Source organism: Soonwooa purpurea, from assembly GCF_053891095.1.
The window spans coordinates 120592-141016 of the sequence record NZ_JBSSMA010000010.1 but is presented as its reverse complement, the minus strand read 5'-3'; the positions used below and the strand labels follow the sequence as shown (position 1 = coordinate 141016).

Here is a 20425-nt window from a genome sequence, read left to right as displayed (position 1 = left end):
TAATTGATTTGCACTGGTCCCTGCCAATATGTAAGAACCTTCCTGTGTCAGTATTGCACTAGTCAAACGTTCCTGATTCTTTTTAGATTCGCCTTCAATATGTTTGCGCCATACTTCTTCGCCTTTACTATCAATATATAACATCCAAAAAGTTTCGTCATCCCTTTTCTTTTTCCCTTCAGCTTGTGTATAGCCACCAACTAAAAAGCCTTTGGTTTTTGATTCTTTATTTTTTATACTATTTGCAGACATTAGAATATCTCGATTACCAAAACTGTAAGATTTCTGCCATTCTTCATTACCCTGCGCGTCTAAAGCCACCATCCAAAGATCTGTTCCTTCTTTTAAACTTGCTCTTTTATTACCAGATGTAGAAGAGCTACTTTCTCCAGCAATAATATAACCAGAATCAATTAATGATAATGCTTTAATATGATCATCATCCTTACCGCCAAATGTCTTTTCCCATTCTACTTTTCCGTCTTTATCCAATTTCACTAACCAATAATCGCCTCCTTCAAAATGTTCGGACTGCTTTGCATAAAATGAAATATCAAAATTTTCTGATGTTGCATCTTCTTTATTAGTTTTAGTCTTATCGTCTTGCGGGTTGGCCTTATCTATATTTATAGGATTAAAACTAGATTCTTTCAGGAAATTTTTATACGAAATGCTTGACTTAGGTGATGTTTCGTTTCTTGGACTTCTGGAATAAATACCCAATAATATTCCTCCATCTCTAGTGGCGATACTATGTTCAACTTCATCCAAAGCACTTCCTCCTAAGATGAGTTGACTTAATATTTTTCCGTTTTTATCAAGTTTAGCAACCAAAACATCTTTTTGCCCAAAGCTCAACTTTGTATTATTTGTACTTCCAAGGATTACGAAATTACCATCAATTGTCTGTACAGCAGTTCTCGCTTCTTCATTTTGTCGGGTTCCTATTGTTCTTTGCCATTGCTCTTCTCCATTTTCGTCAAGTTTTATGATCCATATGTCAGATCCTCCGATAGATTTTTCTCGCTTATCTTCACCTAATGTAGAATAAGAAGTCCCTGAGAGTAAAAAACTACCATCATAGCAAGCAATTGAAGAATCTAAGTAATCATGTTGATTACCAGAATAATACTTTTCCCAAAGCTTACTGCCTTGCTGATCTATTTTTACGATATGGTAATCGTAGCCATTATTTTGATTCGTTCCTAATGATTGAACATCTGCTGTTTGTATGGAACTCCCTCCAACTAAAATTTGACCATCTATAGTGGTTACAACATGCGAAAGAATATCTTGAGTGGAAGATTTGACATCCCGTTGCCAGGCGATTTTTTGACCATAAACTTGATTTAATATTATTAAACCAAGACAACAATAAATTTTTTTCATAAATTATTTTAGATATGGCAAAATACGGTAAATTTTAACAAACTTTATAAATATTTAACATTTTTTCTATTAAATTGTAAACATCTATGAGGTATTAATGTATTGTAACTTAACTTTTTTTGTTTCATGAAAAACCCTTCGTTTTTCAAACTTTCCCGCTTTTACCTCGGTTTTTTAGAATAATCCCATGAAACTGCATGAAATCTATCTTCTTTTATCTTCTATACACTCCTCATACCCAAACAAATTAAACATTTCGCGCATGCGGGAGCGTAAACGGTTGCCGTATTGGTGTTCAATCTCAGAAGCTGTTAAATTTGTGGTGAGATGGGTTAATATTTTTTTTTCAACAAATAGATCATAGCGCGATAATAGTATTTCTGCCATAACATTACAATCATTGCCATAGAATTTTGAGGAGGTTTCTATGCCCAAATCATCAAAGCAGTACACTTTTGGCTTTATCGAATCTCCTATTGATATTCCATTGGTGTATTTTTCCAAAATAGGATATCCTTCGCGCATAAATTCTGACACAATGGTTCTTGTTGATGGCATATTATATTTTGCTTTTGGAAATTTGCAATGTCTAAGAATTTTAAATAGACTTGTTTTTCCACAGCCTATGGGTCCAGACAGTAAAATTCCTTTATTGAGATCAAAATTCATTTCTTTAGCGACTAAATCATCATTTAGCATATAGGCAATCATCGCGAATATAATCGGTCGTTCCGCATCACTAACTACATATTCTTTTCCAAGAAATAGACTTGCTTTCTTTAAAAACCATGGGACTATTTTGCCGTAGTCGTAGCGCATTTGGATTTCTTTTGTGGGGAGATTCATGATTAGAGAATGATGAGTTAGGAATTGAATGATGTACGATATACGATTGTCGATTTATGATTTCTCGATACGGCAATGCCTACTCGAAATGACGGTTGTAGGATTTACGATCTTGGATTTACGATTGGTCGATAAGCTTTTTATAAAGGGTCTTGATAAGATTTGTTGATGGAGGCGCTGAGGTGGTTGTTTTTAGTTGCCGATTGATGGTTATTAGTTGATGGTAAATTTTGGCTATTATTGAATTTTTTGGCGTTTAAAAGCCAATTGCGAGCGGCTGCTTGCCAGTTTTTCATTTTAGACTTCCCTCCTACTAGCCAGCCGTTGCTTTCATAGTGGTTGTAAAATTTTTCAGCTTCTTCGATTGGTGCGTCTTTTTCTTCGAAGTATAATTTAACTTCCGAGATGTGTGGGATTTTGAATTGAGGGGTCTGGAGATTCCTCGCTTCGCTCGGAATGACAATTGCGCTCGGAATGACAGGTGCGCTTGGAATGACAAGGAGGCTCGGAATAACAGTTGTACTTGATTCTGAACCTCTGTTTTTTTCTTTTGGCGCAACTTTTCTTTTTTGAGAATTTAATTCTTTTATTTTTTCAATATTTAAAAAAAATGTTTGGGTGTTTACAAACAATGTTTTATTTGGTTTAATATGTTTATTATTGTTTATATAAGGTACTAATGCTTGTTCAGTACCTGACTGCAAGCTATCTTCAACTTGTTTATTTTTTGGTGAGGCTTGATTCAATGCTTGTTCAGAACTTGTCTGCTGATTAGCCTGCTTTGGAGATTGCGGGACTTTGCCATTTTCAAAATCTAACATTTTGACCAAACTTCCTTTAAAAGGGTTATAGCTTGGTTCATAAATGATATAACCAAAAGCATTTAGTTCTTTAATGCATTTATGGTAGGTTGCAATTGCGCTGATTTTGCTGATTTTCATGATTTCGCTTCGAGAAATGCTAATTGGATTTTTGAATCGGTTGAAATTCCAGAATTGAAATAAAGACATATACATGCTGATATGCGTGGTATTGAGCCTAGTATCCATTGATGCTCGCTCAAAAAAGGCGGTGAGATGGCTGATGTAGTTCATGTTAATAGTTATGAGTGAGGAGTTATGAGTGAGGAGTTATGAATGATGACGTATGAGTTTTTTCTTAAGGTTTAAAATATAGATGCCCTTTTTTCATTGTAGTATAGCCTTCTATGTTTTGTCATTTTTTCAGGTTGGTTTTAGGTATTGTTTAAAAGTTTTTCGATGTCTTTGTAGTTGTAGTAGAGGGTTCCGCCTACTTTTGAGTAGGTCAGCGTACCGTTGATACGCAAGGTTTGTAATGTCCCTGCTGAAATGTTTAGCAATTCTTTGACTTCCGAAGATTTTAGCCAAAGCTTCTGCTCGGTGCTGCGGAACTGAAATAGGTTTCTGATGTCTTCTAATAATTCAGTTTTGAATTCTTGAAGGTCTTCTTTTGTGATGATTGATACAGACATGGGTGATAGAGTTATGATTTGAAATTTGAGATTTGAAATTCGAGATTCGAGATTCGAGAAATGGGGTTGGTTGTTGGTAGTAAGTAATTAAGAGGTATTCATATTGTTGGATTTTGTGGTTATTTTGTGTTTTCAAAGTTTAGAAATCCAATCGAATACTTTTCGGTAGTTTTTCGTACTACCGAAAAGTATTTTTAAAACGCCGATGAACACAGGCTTGGTTAGTGTGTTGTGGATAACTGAAAATTTAAACTATAACAAAGAGCCAAGAGCCAAGAATCGAGAACCAAGAAATAAAATACAAATTCATTCGTCGTTGTCTAAGAAATGTCGATTAAGGTTTTCTGTTAGGAGATTAAGAAATTTCGTTCGGTTGGTTTTACGGTACTTAATTTCTTGAATGACTTTATGGAAATTACCAAGCTTGATATCAAAAACATTCTCCACATACCTCATCAATTCAGATAAGTCTGAATTGCCATTATTAAATGCTTTTTGTTGGTGTAAGGCGTAAAACAATTCTATTATAGCGACTTTAGATAAGGTCCAGCTTATCTTTGTTTTAGCTTTCATATTAAACTCTTCAGGTAGATCCAAGTCCAACAACCTATCTGAAATATACTGAAGTAGCATTGTATCCGCTAAAATGCTTGCAACACTATAATCATGAGAAGTTGTAAAATTTTCGTCAAAATCATACAGTTGATTTGGCACCGCCATTTTTAGATCATAACTATAGCGCACAAAATATTTTTGATCTAGGAAAGTTGCGTTACGCTTGTAATAATGATAAAATTCTGATTGGGAGTCTTGATGCAGTTTTATTTTTTTAATTTCTGCCTGGTAAAATTTTCGCTGATTTCTTATATCGGAAAGCGGCTTCAACACTTCAATTTGTAATGCTTTATTGTAATAGATATACTTTGCAATAAATTTTGGTTTTACCTCTTTAAAAAAGTAAATCTCATCTCCCATTGCCTCAAAATGATGCTTTAGCAACATAGATCGCAACTGCCTTATGTGACCATCTAGTATTATCAAGCAATTTTCTATTGCCATGATTCCGGTACCGTGTTCCTCATGAATAGCAAGTAAATCTTGTTCAAGCTTTTGGTAGTTTAACTCAATGTTTTTGAAAAATGTAGTGTTGTGCATGTCCTATTTTTATAGAAAAATACGGAAAGATGCTTGTTACATGAAAATTTTAACAACCAAAAAGAATGAAGATTCGATAATGTTAGCCTATTGAGTAGTAACATTAGATAGAAAGGCAATCAGCCTTCCGATAGCTTTTGACTTTCGATTTCTGATTTTCTTTTGCGAATAAAATCAATTGGACGAATACCATTGATTTCGATAAATGCGTCTGAAAAATTTTGTCGTGAAGACATCCCACATTCCTCTGCTAATGTTTCTACAGTGTATTTTAGAAATTGCGGATTAGTGTTTAGCAAAGTCGTAATATAGTTAATACGCAATCTTTTAATATATGTTGTATAATTGACTCCTTTTGTGTCATTTATGAAGTTAGAAAGATAGGACGTATTGGTATTTAACATTTCCGCCAATTTGGATTGCGTTAGAGATTTCTTCCGAAAACCTAGCTTTTTTTCAAAAGCTTGCAGGGCATTCTCTAGCTCTTCATACTTCGCATTACTAATATGATTCTTTTTGGATGCTTGGATAGCCATGGTCTTGGTTTCTTCAGTTATTAATTGTGAAGATTCTTCTAATTTGAGCTTTAGCGCTTTATATTTTTTATTAATGTTAGTTTCTTTCTTAATCCGTAATATCAATACTACCAAAGTAATAATGGACAAAGTTGCTAGTATTAGAGCCACAATAGTGCGACGGTTATTGATTTTTTCTAAGAAGCTTAGCTTTTCTTGTAATTCTTGGCTATCAAAACCTTTGTGCATTTTTTGAGAAATGACATTGTAATCTTGTGAAAGAATAGAATCTGCTTTTAAAAGTTGCTTCGTATAATAAAGCTCTGCAGATGTATCTTTTTGAACATTTGCGTCAGCAATTAAATATACATAAACAGCTTTCGCCTCTGGTAATAAAAATTGATGCTCTTCAAAAATTTGATCAACCTTAGCAAAATAGTCCATAGCCTGCTCCCTATCATTAATAGCTAAATAGTTTTTGCCCAGATAAAAATAACATAAGCTAATCCATGCATAATCTTTAGCATCCTGTAAAGCTGGTAGCGCTTCCTGTAAGTGCTTTATACTGTTATTATAGTACTTGGCATTATATTCAGCTATAGCCTTGGTTTTAATGAAATAAGCATTTTCAAGTGGAAACTCTTTCGCACTTACATGAAGCGTATTAACGACTTTTAAAATGCTGTCCCGTTCTGGTATCTTAGTTTGATTGGAATATATAACCGCTAACTGATGAAGGCAGTTATAGTAAGCTCTTTTGTCATTATAAATTAAATTCGGGTGTTTAGTTTTTTTAAGTTCGTTTTCAAAATAAGAAATTGTTTGTTGGAAGTGTTGTAATGCTTCATCATTGTAGCCTAAAAAACTTTTTACAACTCCCATATGGTATATTAATTTGTAATGAAGGTATAAATCTTTGGTTGATTTAGTATATTGATAAGCCTTAAGGTATTCGTCTAGGGCTAGTTTGTATTTTCTATAGTTGAAGTAATACACAATTCCTTTTCCCAAATAGGCTGATGAAATTAAATCCGAATCATTCGACAAATGTGCTACTGCAATTGTACTATCAGCATATTTAAGCTTCTCATATGAATCGTCTGTATATAAAACTGCATCCTTATAAGCTTGCACCAGTCTAGGATAGTCATTTTTAGCCTTAGCAAGTTTGATGTATTGTTTTACAAAAACAAGCGCGGCAGTATCATTTTTTTTGAGGTTTTCATACTTAGATCGAATTGATTGGTATTGTGCAGAATTGTTTGTTTGCGCCCATAAAATAGGTGCAAGAACACTAAATAATAATATTAAAAATTTTGATTGCTGCATAGCCTAAATCATAACAATCAAGAACTTATCAAATTAATTCAAATAAGTATATATCTACTCATTTTCATTAACAATTTAAAAAAATTAAGAATAAGTATTCACAATAGGTATCAAAAACATACAAACTTCATAAAACAAGCGTCAAAATTTATAAATTATGACGTCATCATTTACGAAATGGGACAGAATTCACTTTTTTGAATATCCACTGTCTTATAAATTTGGGATTAGAATTCTACTAGAACCCAGCTGGGGAGAACTTTTAAAAAATTAAAAAAAGTATGAAAAAGTACATCCCATTATTCGTTTTTACGATAAGCATTATTGGCTTAAAAAGTTGCAGAGATCAAAATGATATTCTTGCACCGACAGAAACTAAGTCCCAAGAAAAAAACACCAACTACATGAAACGTGATAGTTTGGACATTGACAAAAACTCTAAAGAGAATGATCCTGATCCGCCAGTAAAAGATGGACAAGATTGGAGGAGTAATACAGCTCCTACCAAAGCAAACTAAGAAGGTTATTCAAAAAACAAAAAAGTAAGATTATGGTTTCCCACTCTCCTATATTATGTACCACCGACGAAGCATGTCCTATAAGTGGGCTTTGGGAGAGTTTGGGAAATTTCAAAACGAGTTGTGTTATAACAAAAGGTGTAAAAATGCCAGATTACTGTGGTACAATAATATACTGGAAATTAATATACCGTTGCTAATGTATAGAAATCATGAAAAAAATATCTTCCATATTACCAGTTGCGATAAGCTACTTTTTTGTATTGTTATTTTGTTATGCGGGCATCAGCAAAATACTAGATTTTGAGAATTTTCAAGTACAGATTGCACAATCACCCTTGCTGAGTGCATATGCTGGTTTTATTTCATATGCCACAATTATTTCAGAAATGATGATTGTTGCTCTTTTAATAATTCCAAAAACACGGCTGATAGGTCTTTATGCTTCTTTAGGCATCATGTCTGCTTTTAGCATTTACATTTACCTTATTCTCAACTATAGTGATTTTGTCCCATGTTCTTGTGGTGGTATACTTGAAAAAATGGGTTGGACGGAGCACCTTCTCTTCAATACGGCATGTGTCATACTAGCAATCTGTGCTATTGTTATTAACTATAGAAGCTACCCTGATAAATATAGTAGGAGGATAAATCAAGGCAAAGCGAATCAGAACTGTCTATATATTAAAAAAAACAATATCTCGCTCATCGTAAAAATTTGCGTGGTAACATTACTATCAACAGCAGTTGTCATCACATTATTTCTTTCGTCGGATTACATAATTAAGAAAGAGAATAATTTTGTACGTGTCTATTTAAAGTATCCAATAGTTAGTCCGAGTAGCATATTTTTCGATTCAAAGTTTAATTATTTTATTGGACAGTCGAAAAACAAAATTTACATTGGAGATCTCCAATATCCATTGAGAATAACTACTGTTACATTTGACTTAACAAAAATCAGTACTAAAAAGCTAATTCTCCAAAGCTCAAATGACAATTTTAAAAATATTAAGCTAGTTTATAAATCTGGGTATAATTATCTTTATGACGGTACTGTTCCTACTATCCAAATTGGAAAATCTCATATTGACAGCCTACGAAGCATTAGTAAAAATGATGTCTTCTTTACTGAACTCCGCCCTATTAATCCTTGTGCCTTTGCAGTGAAGGTATTTACCAACAATAAAGAACTAGAAATCGCTATTTTAGAGCTTAATGAAAATCCACAATTAAAAATCCAATACGATGTATTGGAAAAACAACACGATGGTGTTTTTGATAATGATGGGTCTTTGTTAGCAAACAATGAAAGTAACGGATTTATTTACGTTTATGCTTATCGCAATCAGTTTATAAGTATGGATAACAATCTAAACTTACTAAACAGGCATCAAACTATAGACACTACTGCTCATGCCCAAGTCAAAAGTATTTCTCTAAAAAATGGTTCTAATAAATTATCTGTTCCATCTTTAAGAGTTAACGGCAAATCCTATGTTTACAAAGATATTTTGTTTAATACTTCTTACGTTAAGGGACGTTATGAAAAATCAAGTCAATGGAAAAAATATAATACTATTGACCTCTATAACACTATTACAGGAGACTATCTTGGTAGCATTAAAATTGAAAAAAATAATCAAGAAAAAATTTCAGATTTTGTTGTAACAGATGATTATTTGTTTGTCTTATACAATAGGGTATTAACAAGATATACACTTAGTTCTAAACTCAAAAGAAACTTCGCGAAGCAGGGAAAGTCGAAAACCTGAAAAAGAGTAGACAAAAACATCAAATATTTTTATTATGAAACGATTCATTATTCCAAGTCTAGTATTATTACTAGGAAGTGGAGCGGCATTTGCAATGCAGTCCCAATCTAATAAGGCAACGCATATTGGTTATCGCTTAATAAACCAGGATGGCGAGTTTACATGTGAACCTGACAAGAACTGTACAGATATTAACAACGGGGTAATCTGCACATGGTCTGGTGATGGTGCAACACCTCTTCGTAAAGCAGAAAGTCCTACAATGTGTGTTCAGACTCTGTATGAAATACTTCCATAAAACAGTAATTAAAAAAAAGGGATGCCTTAATTGGCATCCTTTTTTTCTATTTTTTTCACCCATTCTATTGTTTTGTTATCTTTCAGAAAATATTCCCACCAATCGAGAATACGATAATTTAAATCTATACTTGCCTTAGAATAAGTATTTAATACATGACCGTTATTAGGATAAAATAGAGCAACTGCTGTGAGATTATTTCTCATAAGCCCTAAGTACATTGCCATAGTTTCGTCAGGTGTCGAATTTTTATCATCCAGTCCACACCACAAAAGCATTGGTGCAGAGACCTTGTCAACAAAACTTAAAGGATCATTATCCATATAAGCATTCTTATTATTTACCAAAGCTTCTTTCATTGCAAATTGCGCATTTTCAACTCGTGCATATTCAGGCAATTGAAGATCTTCGTTAAATTTGTAATATTTCGTAAAAATACTAGAAGCTCCTGCCCCCACAATAAATGTGGCAAATCTATTAGATCTGGTCGCTATATAATTAGTCACATAGCCTCCAAAAGAATGACCAATAAGTCCAATCTTATTTTGATTGATAAACTTTAATTTTTGGGTCTCATCCAAAGCAGCATTAATAGCGTCCAAAGCGGTAACTCCTGCTTGACCTTCTTTATCCATCTTAATATCTGGTAGTAAGACGAAATAACCCCTCTCAAGGAGTAATCGCACATTAAATCCTGTATTGTCTATTTGTGGCAAAAGGTACTGATTAGCAAGATTACTTTGTTCTTCATAAACATGAACTACCATTGGATATCTTTTTTCAGGACTAAAATTCTTAGGATAAAACAAAATGGATTTCAGATTTTTTCCTTTTTTTGACTGATATGATAAGATATCTCTTTTAAACTTTAATGCGTCCCTGTCATAAAGAACATGCGCTAAAGTGTCGATATTCGCATTTTTCAAATCATAACTTAAAATAGAAGGTGGACGATTAAATGACTCTTGTAATGTAAGTAATTGCTGGGATTTAGGAAAAAATCTCGCATCTTTTATATTATCTTGTCTTGGCGAAATTAAAGTTTTGACCTCGCCTTCTTGGTAGCTAAATATTGCTTGTTCTAGTGTGTTAATATCTTCCGCTTTTAGCAAGACTTGCTTAGAATCAACATGTTTGGTAATAAATTGTGGCCCTTCAAATTGACTAAGCATCAGCTGTGTAGCATTTTTAATTCTAATTTTTTGCCCTTTAAGCACGGGATTTTCTCTCAGTTTTTTTTTGACGATATCGAATATCCAAAACCCATTATTACTCTCAAAAAATAAGAATTTCTCATCTTTTGAAAAAACCGGAGATTTAAGTCCAGTAATCTCAATTTGTTTCGCCTTTTGCTCTTTGGTGTAGTATATTGACCACTTTTTTGAGAACTCATTGAGGGCGACAATATAATGTGTACTTTCTGAGCTAATTACTTCTCTGGTATCAGAGAATATTTTCGTACTTTCATTTTTCAATATATTATGCAAATAGATTTCAAAATTAGGACTATGTTGCTCATAATTTCCTTTATTTAAATTATTATACATCAAAACCCCTGCGTTCTCTTTAAGAGGAAGCATCAATACAAGACGATCTGTTGACCAAGGTGTTAAATTATTATCTATTGTGTCCCATATCCAATAATTATGTATCGTTTTTCCATATTTTTTAGACCGTAGTTCCTCATCATTGGTATACCAAACATCAACAATTTCCGACTTATTAGGTCTTACCTGACGTGTAAAATCTACAAGAAATAAATATTCATCCTTTAAAGAGTATATCGAAATATAATCATATTGCTGATTACCCAAGCTTACATTTATTTTTGACCGTTTTTGGGTATTTATCAAGGATAATTCTTTGTCTTTATTGGTTAAATTTTCTATTAAAAACCATTGATTATGATCTATTGATTTGAATGACTGAATATTTGCTGATGTTTCAAAAAATGGATTTTCATCTTTGAGTGGTTTAAAAAAACTTTTAACACCATCTTTTTCTTGCAATGCTATAATCTCTTTATTTGGCTGGGTATATATCTGTAAAACACCCTCATATCGTCTAAGTAGTGATGCACTTTTATCGTAAACGCGTAAACAATTATTTTTATCTAAAATAAAAAAAATATTTTGTCCAGGATCAAGTGCTGTCTTCTTTACATTTTCAAAACCTAGACGTCTCGATGATTTCAAATCCATATAGTTGGCAACTGCATCTCCAACAACTAATAATGCATTATTTCCGATAAAATTTTGCGTAACATTCATCTTTGTTATGGTATCATGAGCCATATATCTTGACTGACTTCCAAAAACAAATACAGTATCAAGATCATTATAGCCCAGCTTTCTCATTAATAGCCATTGACCATCCTCTGACGTCTTGAAGTTTGCAAAATTTGCATACTTTGACACCCATGTTTTTATGGTGTCTTTATGATCTTGACCATAATAAAAACTAATAGAAAATAAGAAAATGAGGAGGTAGCCCAATGTTCTAAACCAATAGACTAATTTAATATCCATTATTTTGTGGATTTAGATTATTATTGAGTTGTATTTCCTTCTGAGGAACTGGCCATAGACCATCCTTGTCTTTCCAATTAGGTTTAACATCTTTCAGAACCTTAAGTTTTCCATTTCTTTTTAAATCGAAAAAACGATGTCCCATTTCGGTAAAAAATTCTCTTCTATTTTCTGCCAATATCTCTCCCATAAGTTCATTATCAGAAATTGCAATTGATAAAGGCATGAGAGAAGCACGTAATCTTGTTGCGTTAACATAAGGTAGAGCTTCTTGTAGCTTGTTCTGTTTAACCAACACTTCTGCCAGAGACAGATAAACTTCTTCTAGACGGTAAACGACAGAATATTCCGTTGTGTTAGATGTTCTATTTTTATACTTATCAGCTCTGTACCACATGTTATTGCCAACAGTTACAGACGCCATCCATTTGTCTCTTCTAAGGTCATTAGGTTGAAAAGAATTTAAAAGATCATCTGATAGTGCAAAATTATTGGGTGCGCTTCCTGTAAAGTAGTAGGTTAAAATCTCTTTTACAGCATCTCCCGTATTTTTAGGTTTTAGTTGCCATATAATATGTTGACTTGTCTTGGTAAACACTTTGGTTAAATCATTTTGGAAAGTGTATTGTGGATTCTGTATAATAGATTTTAGTACAACTTCTGCTTGTTGCCATTCCGATAACATTATCAATATTTTTGCGAGTGCAAGTTCTGCAGTTTTTTTATTGATGTATATACGTTCCGCATTTCTATAATTATCATTGAGTAGGTTAACGGATTCTTTCAAGTCATTTTTTAATAAATTAAGTACAGTTATCGCATCGGTTCTTGTTAAGTTTTTGTTCAGCATGTAGTCTGTAGAAATCGTGTATGGAATAGCACCATAGACCTGCTGCAGGTACAAAAAAAGAATTGATCTTATTGCTAAAGCTTCACCTTTTATTCTATTCTTAACAGTTATCGGTAGATTTTTAGTCTCGTCTATGCCTTTGATAATAGCATTGGCTACATAAATCTGCTGATAAGCCGCACTCCAATAGTTTTGTATTGCAATATTGGTTGGTGAATGCGCGAGTTGATAAAGCTCAATAATACCATTATTTGAAGTTTGAGAATAGTAAGCGAGATCATCAGTATATACCCCCAATAATTTACCAGAGGCATCCCCTGCTAATGGTGAGTTCTCCCATAAGCCTGCATACAAAGCAGCCAATGCAGCTTCAGCAGTTTGTGCGTTTTCAAAAACGGCACTGGTAGATAATTGATTTTCTGGCATATCAACTTCTAGCATCTGCTCACAGGATGAAGCGATGTTAAGTACACCAAATAGGACAATTATAAAAATGTAAGTATTTTTCATTTTAAAAGACATTAAAAGTTAATATTAGTACCTATAGAAATGGTTTTGAGAGGTGGCAAGAAGCCTGGCATAGGAGCGAACTCTGGATCCATACCGAAATATCTGGTAAAAGTGAGTAAGTTTTGACCATGAACAAAAATTTTAACTGTATTTACCCAACTGTTCTTAAGAGGAATATCAAATGCTATTTCAATGCTTTTCAATCTAATAAAAGAGGCATCGGATATTGCAGCAGTACTGTTCTGAAACAACGTATGTTGAGGGTTAACTGTTGCTAGATATGGCATGTATAGACCTGTCGGGTTACTCTCTGACCAAACATTCTTTATGACATCTACTGGTAAATTGCTCATTAGACCAGGTGAAGGCATAAGAAAGTTATAATTTCTACTTTTTTGTTTTACAAATTGGAATAAAAAGCTAAGTTGCCATTGTTTATACGATAAAGTATTAGACCAACCTCCAAAATATTTAACTCCTATATTTTCAATTACTTTATTATCATCAGGTGCTGTAATCTTCCCATCACCATTAAAGTCTTTAAAAATATATTTTCCCGTAGCAGTATCTATCCCCTCTAGTTGGTATACTTTTGCAATACTAATAGGTTGCCCAATTACATATTGGTTAGCATAGGTAGACCCTTCTAGATCAATAAAATCCAATAATTTATTCTTCGGAATACTTACATTAAAATGACTAGTCCATGATATTTGGGATTTTGGAAAAGGCGTAAGGTTGAGCTCAAATTCCCAGCCTTTGTTTTCAACCATTGCGGGAAGATTAGCTAACACTGATGTAAAACCTGTTATTGCAGGAAGTTGATAGCCAATAAGCTGATTAGATGAAATATTTCTGTACCAAGCACTAGTAAAATTAATCTTATTATCCCAAAAGCCTACTTCTATCGCGCCCTCTAATTTTCGTGTTTTTTCCCAGCTGAAATTAGGATTGAAAAGCTTAGAAGGCTGTAAGCCAGTGATACCATTATAAACTAAGGAAGACACTATATAAGTATCTAAATATTGAAAATCTCCAATATTATCGCTTCCTGAAGTTCCAAAACTTCCTCTAAGCTTTCCAAAAGAAAGCCAGTTAGTTTCCTTAAGCCAGTTTTCTTTTGAAAACAACCAAGCAAATCCTACAGCACCAAAATTGGCAAACTTATTATTTGGTCCAAATCTACTGCTACCATCTCTTCTACCAGTAAGATTAATAATATATTTAGCATCCAACTTATAATTAAATCTACCAAAAAATGCAGCGTATTTATATGGTGTTGAAATTTGATCAAAAACAGTTTTAGTGTACGCAGCGGCAATATTCCCCATTAGAGCATTACTATCAAAGCCAACACCTTTGGTACCTTCCTGCTGGTAAATATCATGCTGATAGGTAGCACCTATTAAAATATCAAACTCATGTCGATTGTATATGAATTTGTAATTCAATTGCGGTTCTAGGTTGATAGATAGTCGATTTTGGTTATTCTTAAAGCTTTGAGAAAATGCCGAGGTCATTCCGAAAGATGGATTATTAACAGTATGTGGTATAAGTGAGGTTTCATTAAAATTAAGATAACTAAAACCACCTGTCAGTTTTACCCAAAGCCTATCATTCGTTTTGTACTGAGCATTAAAACTTGATAAAAACTGTCTTGTTTTATAAGAATAAGTACTGTTGTAAATCGCTATAGGATTGGTAAAGGTATTGTTTTCCCAATTGAGTTCTCCTGTAGGAGTATATAACATAGGACTATTGGGAGCTAAAATAATACCCTGCCTAGTGATGTCACTATTGACCAGATTATTAGTCTCCTCATTGTAAGCATTGGATAAACTTAGTTGAAACCTAGTATCTTTAGAGCGATGTGAAAGACTACTTGTAACATTATTTTTCTTGTATTTGAAATCTGAACCAAATGCTGTACTCTGTTCATTATGTCCAAAACTCAAATTAAAACTTGTAATCTCGTCACCACCACGTAGGGAAATACTATTATCAGAAAAATCGGAAGTATGTCCAAGTAGTGTTTTTGCCCAATCTGTAGATCTATCTTTATCCCATTTACCATTTATATCATATGCAGATACAGGATAAACTGTTATTTTGCTATTGTTAAATGCTTGTTGGCGCATGTCTAAATACTGTTCCGTATTCATCATTTTTAAATTATTAATGATATGACTTAGTCCATAGCTAGATTTAACATTAATATTCAGTTTTCGAGATTTTGCTTTTTTGGTTGTAATTAGTACTACACCATTAGCACCTCTAGAGCCATATATTGCTGTCGCGTCAGCATCTTTGAGGATTTCTATACTTTCTATTTCATTAAAATTGATATTATTTAGTGGGTTAATTGCCGCTGCAGAAAGTATTGTCCCAGCGTATTTGGCTTGTAAATCTCCTCCTAATACCGCTCCATCTATTATATATAACGGCTGATTGCCATCTATTCCACTATTAGCAATACTTCGAAGGCTATTTTTACCTCTAATCTGGATTTGTACACCACTACCTGGTGTACCACTATTCTGTGTGATGCTTACACCAGCCATCCGTCCTTGCACAGCTGAGAGGACATTGTTAACGGGTTGGTTCTCGATATCTTTGGCGGTAACCCGAGCGATACTACCCGTACTTTCCTTTTCTTTGACTTTGTAATAGCCTGCATTAACTACTACTTCTTCAAGCGCTTCTACTTTTTGTTTGAAATCGATATTGATTGTGTGGTTGCTGCCAACTTTTACACGTTTCTCGTCATAATCATTGTATCGAAATATTAGTATTGGATTTTCTCCAACTATTTGTATTTGGTATTTTCCTGAAGAATTTGTTAAGGCTATCTCTGTAGCGCCTTCTTGCGAAACTGAAACACCACTTAAGGGAATACCTTTTTGTGTTACAATCCCTGTGACTGTCGTGGCTTGCCCCATCAGCATCAAACTGGAAAATAGGGTAATGCCTAGACCTAATCTAATAGGTCCTCGACTGCAAAAGTTTTTTTTCATACTTTTGAAATTGGTTTAATTGTTAAAATTTTACTAGGCTCTTTCCTGTACGGTCGTCAAACTTAACGGAAAGGGCTTTTTTTTGGTTTAGAAGTTAGAGGTTAGATATCAGAGATGTTAGAACTTAGATATTAGATGTAAGACATTTGACATCAGACCTTTGACATAACTCATAACTACTTTAATCTTTTAATTTTTTAATCATTTAATAAATAATATTAGCGTAAAACCATTGGAGACAGCTTGGTTGAGTTGTGTTATGTTTAATTTAATATGAAGATGCGCCATCCCCAAGTGGTTTTGCTTTCTCATCATTATGCTTTGCATAAAATATAGATAGGATAATAGTTTTTCTCGACTAATCGAAGATTGCTTTTTGGGAATTAAAAATGAAATATTATTAGTAAAAACTAAGCGAAAAATCTAAAAACGGACTTCTTCTGGATTCTGCTACATGGGTCGAGAGATAATAACGCCACAACGGAAAAAACCGCTGTAAGGGTCAATAAATGGTGTGAAAGTAAATGTACACCATGCATTTACTTTATAGTAAACAGCTCTAACCCGTTTACTGAGATTACCTCTCCTCTTCATTTATATTTGGTCAATAGGGAACAAAACACTACTTTTAAGGTGTGAAGTTAATTGTGTGCGATGTCCCTATACATATGGGGTTACGGCATGTATAAACATACCTGTGCTGCTCAGTACGGGGATAGAGCTGGAGTTCTTTTAATGAAACTAATACTAGCAGCCTGCTAAACGTGTTTATCAGGAGGCTTTTTGACGGTAAAATAAAAAATCGTTCTCATACTATCTTGTTTTGGAGTTATGGAACGATGTTTTCGGATATGGGAAAGTACCTTGTAAAAAAGCAAGGAGCAGTCTCACACTTTAGGGTCAAGGGCGACCAAACCCGACTTTAAAATCCGAAGATTTACCAAGCTCCAACCTAAAGCTAACGTGAGAACCGCTCGCATGCCAATACAAAAGTAATGAACTTTTCAGACATGGAGCGATATCACGGTTATCTCGATTGGAAATTTGGTCGTTCTGACTCGAGAAAACATCGTCAATTAATGCCCTATTGGCTTAATTATCATATCGCTAAGGCAAATATAGTAATAATTTTTTAATGTGGCAATAAAACCACAGTCTTTTTTTGTCATGATAGATAGTAAACATTTAAAAACCTATAAATATATAGGCACAAAAATCAAAGAAAAACGTTCTGAACTGAAATTAACTCAAGAACAGTTGGCTAATAAAATATCAAAAATGGATAGGTCTAAAATTAGCGATATGGAAAATGGGAAAGAAGATTTTCACTTTTCCACACTGCTCAAAGTTTGTGATGCCTTGGAAATAACATTTTTAGACTTATTAAAATAATTATAATATTGTATTCATCTAGAGATAAAACACATATATATTAATTAAAATAGATCTTTTTAGTGATTACTAAAGCGGTTTACTGTAACTGATGAAGCTTACCTTGTTCACAATTTTATTGAGATTTATTTGTATTTCTATTTCAACAAAAAATCTATAAAGCATTTTACAAATAATTAATTTCGAATTATTCTAAATAAATTATTTATGTTATATAACAATATTTATATACATTTGCACAATAATTGTTTTACTATTGTTATACAATCGTTTTACAGATGTAAGCAATGTGTTTAATAATAAACAAGAGCATTATGAAAACAATATTAGAAAAAGTAAAGTTTTATTTTCAGAATACTTCAGAACAACAAATTGCTAAAGAATGGGCTGAAACTGAAGAATATGACGCGGTCGGACCAAAGATTGATGAGTTTCTTTATCAGTCCAGAATGTTCTATGAAACAGAAGTCCGAAATTCTTATTGGGAATTTAGTTGCAAAAATGAAATATTAGAAAATCCGAAGTTCGCTTCGGATTTTTTTTTATCTTAGCCTAAATAAAATTCAAAAATGGAAAACAAAGCGGCTTTTAGTCTAGAAAACTATCACTTTTCCAAAGTTAGCATAAGCCTTGAAAACAAAACCTCAAATGACATTCAGATTTCATTTAATCCTTCCGGTAGATTTATCTCTGAATCTTCTTCTTATGAGTTGAAATTTATTTTCAATGCGCTAACTAATGATTCCCCTTTTGTTGAGATTGAATGTGTTGCGAATTTTAAATTTGAGAACGTAAGTGGTTTTGATGAAATTCCAACCTATTTTTATCGCAATTCAATCGCAATAATATTTCCTTATGTCAGAGCATTTATCAGTACCGTAACATTACAAGCAAACATTCCGCCGGTGGTTCTGCCGACGATGAACCTGTCTTCATTAGAAAAACCTCTGAGAGATCATACCGTTCTGATATAAAATTGATAGTGTGAAAGTTAAAGTCCTATATCAAACCCTCAAAGACAAGGGCAATCCTGATTATATTGAAAATAATGCACCATTTCTTTGCAAATGGAGCAACGCTTGGCTTGGAGATGGGTACTATTTCTGGGATACCTTTATAGAAAATGCACACTGGTGGGGGAAAATGAGGCACGGTACTTCTTATGTAATATGTAAGGCAGAATGTGATTTTAGTTCGGATTTGTGTTTTGATTTGGTTGGTGATACCGAACATATGCAGGTTTTTGATGATACTATTAAATTTTTAAAATCTAAAAAACTGGTTAATGAAGAGACTACTGTTTCACGGATTATCAATTTTCTCAGAACCAAAATTCCCGATTTCAATTTTGAGGCGATAAGAGTATATGGCATCAAATCTATTTCCGACCATAAAGAGGAATACAAAAAATACAGACATAGACTGATATTTGAAGAGTCAAAAGATCAATATCTCGATTATAAACCTGCCATTCAATTGTGTTTATTTAAAAAAACAAGTATGAATTTAAGAAATTTAAAAATCGAATTTCCGGACGAATATAACTCTGAGTATGTGATTTAGACTTTTACATCTTCGTGTGTGAAGATGCAACAATACAGATCATAATTAAAATTGTAAATTCGCGTATTGACAGATTGCTGTCTTTAATATGAAAAAAACAATAAAAAATATATACCTAACCTGGAGAACAGGAAGTGGAGGCAGAAGAATACCCGTAGGAAGGATTAAAAAAAATTCTTCGCAAGGAGTCGTTTTTTCGTACTTGAAGAAAGGAGTTGAGGAAGCCAAAAAGAAGGGTTTTTTACTTTTCGAAGGTTTCCCTGATGTTAATAAAGTTTATGATTCAAATGTTCTTGATATTTTTGGTCATCGATTAATAAAGAATGAAAGAATCGATTCTAAATATTTTTATGAATTTTGGATGATTCAACCTGAAAGAAGAAATGACACCTTTTATTTATTGGCAATGACTCAAGGATTAGTTCCTACTGATAATTTTGAGTTTCTTGCGGATTTTTATCCAGTAAAAGGTTTGAAATTCATTACAGAAATTTCTGGATTATCTCAAGCTGAAATTGCCAGTGAGATAATAGCAGAGGGCGATCTTCTACAATCAATAAATGAACCTGAAAATCAATATGATAAATATGCTGTTGCATTGTATAAAGATGGACAAAAGCTTGGTTATGTAAAACTAATTAATAGTAGGGTTTTTTACCTCTCAAAATACACTCCTCAAATTACTGTACACTCAATTGAAAGAAATGGTACATTAAAAAAAGTTTTTATTAAGGTAATCTTTCAATAATATATAAAAATCCTGACGAGAGTTAGGATTTTGTTTTCATTAGATTTATTTCTGTACTTTGGCTAAAAACAAAATTCAACTTGTTAACAAAATACCGATGATATTATACAATTATACATAAAAGTACGAAATCATTTCGATTAATAATACCTGTTCAGAAAATGTACAGACTTGAAATGCATTTTCTAAAAGTATTGTATCCTAAAAAAAATAGTGCAATTATTATTGCTTTTGAATTTCTTGATAATACCTGTCCGAACATTGGTCTAAAACTTCTTTAGTTTCTTTTAGCTCTTTTCGCAATGCATTAATCCAAATTGATAATGCAATGATTATTATACCAGCGACAATGTTGTAAATTTTCAGTGTTTTCATAGTTACTAATTTGTTTAGTTAGTGTAAAAATATTAGCTTTTATCATCAAAAAAAAATGATTGTATAAAAACAATTTAATACAAGTTAGTTTTTTCATTACCTTAAGTAAGTATTTTTGATTTCTATCT

General features: G+C 33.0%; 18 protein-coding genes. 8 read left to right on the top strand and 10 right to left on the bottom strand.

Annotated elements, in window-relative coordinates:
- The 6 genes from ACVFVN_RS10750 to ACVFVN_RS10725 form a co-directional block, all read right to left on the bottom strand.
- A partial coding sequence (locus tag ACVFVN_RS10750) for a T9SS type A sorting domain-containing protein (protein ID WP_456235251.1) occupies positions 1-1389 on the bottom strand: 1389 nt, incomplete at its 3' end.
- 204 nt (positions 1390-1593) lie between these two features.
- Complete coding sequence (locus tag ACVFVN_RS10745) at positions 1594-2235, bottom strand: ATPase (RefSeq protein ID WP_456235250.1); 642 nt, start codon at positions 2233-2235, stop codon at positions 1594-1596.
- 140 nt (positions 2236-2375) lie between these two features.
- Positions 2376-3056 (bottom strand): hypothetical protein, encoded by a 681-nt coding sequence (locus tag ACVFVN_RS10740; protein WP_456235249.1) that lies wholly within the window; start codon positions 3054-3056, stop codon positions 2376-2378.
- A 413-nt stretch (positions 3057-3469) separates the two neighbouring features.
- Positions 3470-3727 carry a helix-turn-helix domain-containing protein gene (locus ACVFVN_RS10735; RefSeq protein WP_456235248.1) on the bottom strand — a complete coding sequence of 86 codons (258 nt, stop codon included), beginning with the start codon at positions 3725-3727 and terminating at the stop codon, positions 3470-3472.
- A 306-nt stretch (positions 3728-4033) separates the two neighbouring features.
- Positions 4034-4882 (bottom strand): RteC domain-containing protein, encoded by an 849-nt coding sequence (locus ACVFVN_RS10730; RefSeq protein ID WP_456235247.1) that lies wholly within the window; start codon positions 4880-4882, stop codon positions 4034-4036.
- Between the two features lie 119 nt (positions 4883-5001).
- Entirely contained in the window at positions 5002-6726 is a 1725-nt protein-coding gene (locus ACVFVN_RS10725; protein ID WP_456235246.1) for a helix-turn-helix domain-containing protein, read from the bottom strand.
- A gap of 281 nt (positions 6727-7007) precedes the next feature.
- Here ACVFVN_RS10725 and ACVFVN_RS10720 point away from each other — a divergent pair, with 281 nt between their 5' ends.
- From ACVFVN_RS10720 to ACVFVN_RS10710, 3 genes are all read left to right on the top strand, one after another.
- Positions 7008-7244 carry a hypothetical protein gene (locus tag ACVFVN_RS10720; protein WP_456235245.1) on the top strand — a complete coding sequence of 79 codons (237 nt, stop codon included), beginning with the start codon at positions 7008-7010 and terminating at the stop codon, positions 7242-7244.
- Positions 7245-7456: 212 nt separating this feature from the next.
- Positions 7457-9019 carry a DoxX family protein gene (locus tag ACVFVN_RS10715; RefSeq protein ID WP_456235244.1) on the top strand — a complete coding sequence of 521 codons (1563 nt, stop codon included), beginning with the start codon at positions 7457-7459 and terminating at the stop codon, positions 9017-9019.
- Positions 9020-9053: 34 nt separating this feature from the next.
- On the top strand, positions 9054-9317 hold the full coding sequence (locus ACVFVN_RS10710; protein ID WP_456235243.1) for a DUF6520 family protein: 264 nt from the start codon (positions 9054-9056) through the stop codon (positions 9315-9317).
- A 26-nt stretch (positions 9318-9343) separates the two neighbouring features.
- Here ACVFVN_RS10710 and ACVFVN_RS10705 read toward each other — a convergent pair whose 3' ends face one another.
- Genes ACVFVN_RS10705 through ACVFVN_RS10695 form a run of 3 tightly spaced genes read right to left on the bottom strand, consistent with a single transcriptional unit; the run spans position 9344 to position 16219 of the window.
- The gene (locus tag ACVFVN_RS10705; protein ID WP_456235242.1) at positions 9344-11845 is read right to left on the bottom strand and encodes an alpha/beta hydrolase family protein; all 2502 of its coding nucleotides are present in this window, start codon (positions 11843-11845) and stop codon (positions 9344-9346) included.
- Positions 11835-13205: a RagB/SusD family nutrient uptake outer membrane protein gene (locus tag ACVFVN_RS10700; protein WP_456235241.1), complete on the bottom strand. Its 1371-nt coding sequence runs from the start codon at positions 13203-13205 to the stop codon at positions 11835-11837. The genes ACVFVN_RS10705 and ACVFVN_RS10700 overlap by 11 nt, the downstream gene beginning before the upstream one ends.
- 11 nt (positions 13206-13216) lie before the next feature.
- Complete coding sequence (locus tag ACVFVN_RS10695) at positions 13217-16219, bottom strand: SusC/RagA family TonB-linked outer membrane protein (protein WP_456235240.1); 3003 nt, start codon at positions 16217-16219, stop codon at positions 13217-13219.
- Between the two features lie 1137 nt (positions 16220-17356).
- On the opposite strand from ACVFVN_RS10695, the gene ACVFVN_RS10690 reads away from it, so the two are divergent.
- The 5 genes from ACVFVN_RS10690 (at position 17357) to ACVFVN_RS10670 (ending at position 19922) form a co-directional block, all read left to right on the top strand.
- Positions 17357-17611: a helix-turn-helix domain-containing protein gene (locus ACVFVN_RS10690; RefSeq protein WP_456235239.1), complete on the top strand. Its 255-nt coding sequence runs from the start codon at positions 17357-17359 to the stop codon at positions 17609-17611.
- A gap of 314 nt (positions 17612-17925) precedes the next feature.
- Entirely contained in the window at positions 17926-18162 is a 237-nt protein-coding gene (locus ACVFVN_RS10685; protein WP_312322474.1) for a hypothetical protein, read from the top strand.
- 18 nt (positions 18163-18180) lie between these two features.
- Positions 18181-18585, top strand: coding sequence for a hypothetical protein (locus ACVFVN_RS10680; protein ID WP_456235238.1), 405 nt, complete (start codon positions 18181-18183; stop codon positions 18583-18585).
- Positions 18586-18595: 10 nt separating this feature from the next.
- Entirely contained in the window at positions 18596-19174 is a 579-nt protein-coding gene (locus ACVFVN_RS10675) for a hypothetical protein (protein ID WP_312322472.1), read from the top strand.
- Positions 19175-19262: 88 nt separating this feature from the next.
- Positions 19263-19922 (top strand): hypothetical protein, encoded by a 660-nt coding sequence (locus tag ACVFVN_RS10670; protein WP_456235237.1) that lies wholly within the window; start codon positions 19263-19265, stop codon positions 19920-19922.
- 222 nt (positions 19923-20144) lie between these two features.
- On the opposite strand, the gene ACVFVN_RS10665 is transcribed toward ACVFVN_RS10670, so the two are convergent.
- Complete coding sequence (locus tag ACVFVN_RS10665) at positions 20145-20297, bottom strand: hypothetical protein (RefSeq protein ID WP_456235236.1); 153 nt, start codon at positions 20295-20297, stop codon at positions 20145-20147.
- Between the last annotated feature and the right edge of the window lie 128 nt (positions 20298-20425).

What these genes read in the sequence shown, in the direction of transcription:
- ACVFVN_RS10705 (WP_456235242.1), bottom strand. Translation starts at nt 11,845, where the DNA reads ATGGATATTAAATTAGTCTATTGGTTTAGAACATTGGGCTACCTCCTC.
- ACVFVN_RS10740 (WP_456235249.1), bottom strand. Translation starts at nt 3,056, where the DNA reads ATGTTAGATTTTGAAAATGGCAAAGTCCCGCAATCTCCAAAGCAGGCT.
- ACVFVN_RS10665 (WP_456235236.1), bottom strand. Translation starts at nt 20,297, where the DNA reads ATGAAAACACTGAAAATTTACAACATTGTCGCTGGTATAATAATCATT.
- ACVFVN_RS10695 (WP_456235240.1), bottom strand. Translation starts at nt 16,219, where the DNA reads ATGAAAAAAAACTTTTGCAGTCGAGGACCTATTAGATTAGGTCTAGGC.
- ACVFVN_RS10710 (WP_456235243.1), top strand. Translation starts at nt 9,054, where the DNA reads ATGAAACGATTCATTATTCCAAGTCTAGTATTATTACTAGGAAGTGGA.
- ACVFVN_RS10735 (WP_456235248.1), bottom strand. Translation starts at nt 3,727, where the DNA reads ATGTCTGTATCAATCATCACAAAAGAAGACCTTCAAGAATTCAAAACT.
- ACVFVN_RS10685 (WP_312322474.1), top strand. Translation starts at nt 17,926, where the DNA reads ATGAAAACAATATTAGAAAAAGTAAAGTTTTATTTTCAGAATACTTCA.
- ACVFVN_RS10725 (WP_456235246.1), bottom strand. Translation starts at nt 6,726, where the DNA reads ATGCAGCAATCAAAATTTTTAATATTATTATTTAGTGTTCTTGCACCT.
- ACVFVN_RS10715 (WP_456235244.1), top strand. Translation starts at nt 7,457, where the DNA reads ATGAAAAAAATATCTTCCATATTACCAGTTGCGATAAGCTACTTTTTT.
- ACVFVN_RS10730 (WP_456235247.1), bottom strand. Translation starts at nt 4,882, where the DNA reads ATGCACAACACTACATTTTTCAAAAACATTGAGTTAAACTACCAAAAG.
- ACVFVN_RS10720 (WP_456235245.1), top strand. Translation starts at nt 7,008, where the DNA reads ATGAAAAAGTACATCCCATTATTCGTTTTTACGATAAGCATTATTGGC.
- ACVFVN_RS10670 (WP_456235237.1), top strand. Translation starts at nt 19,263, where the DNA reads ATGAAAAAAACAATAAAAAATATATACCTAACCTGGAGAACAGGAAGT.
- ACVFVN_RS10680 (WP_456235238.1), top strand. Translation starts at nt 18,181, where the DNA reads ATGGAAAACAAAGCGGCTTTTAGTCTAGAAAACTATCACTTTTCCAAA.
- ACVFVN_RS10745 (WP_456235250.1), bottom strand. Translation starts at nt 2,235, where the DNA reads ATGAATCTCCCCACAAAAGAAATCCAAATGCGCTACGACTACGGCAAA.
- ACVFVN_RS10700 (WP_456235241.1), bottom strand. Translation starts at nt 13,205, where the DNA reads ATGAAAAATACTTACATTTTTATAATTGTCCTATTTGGTGTACTTAAC.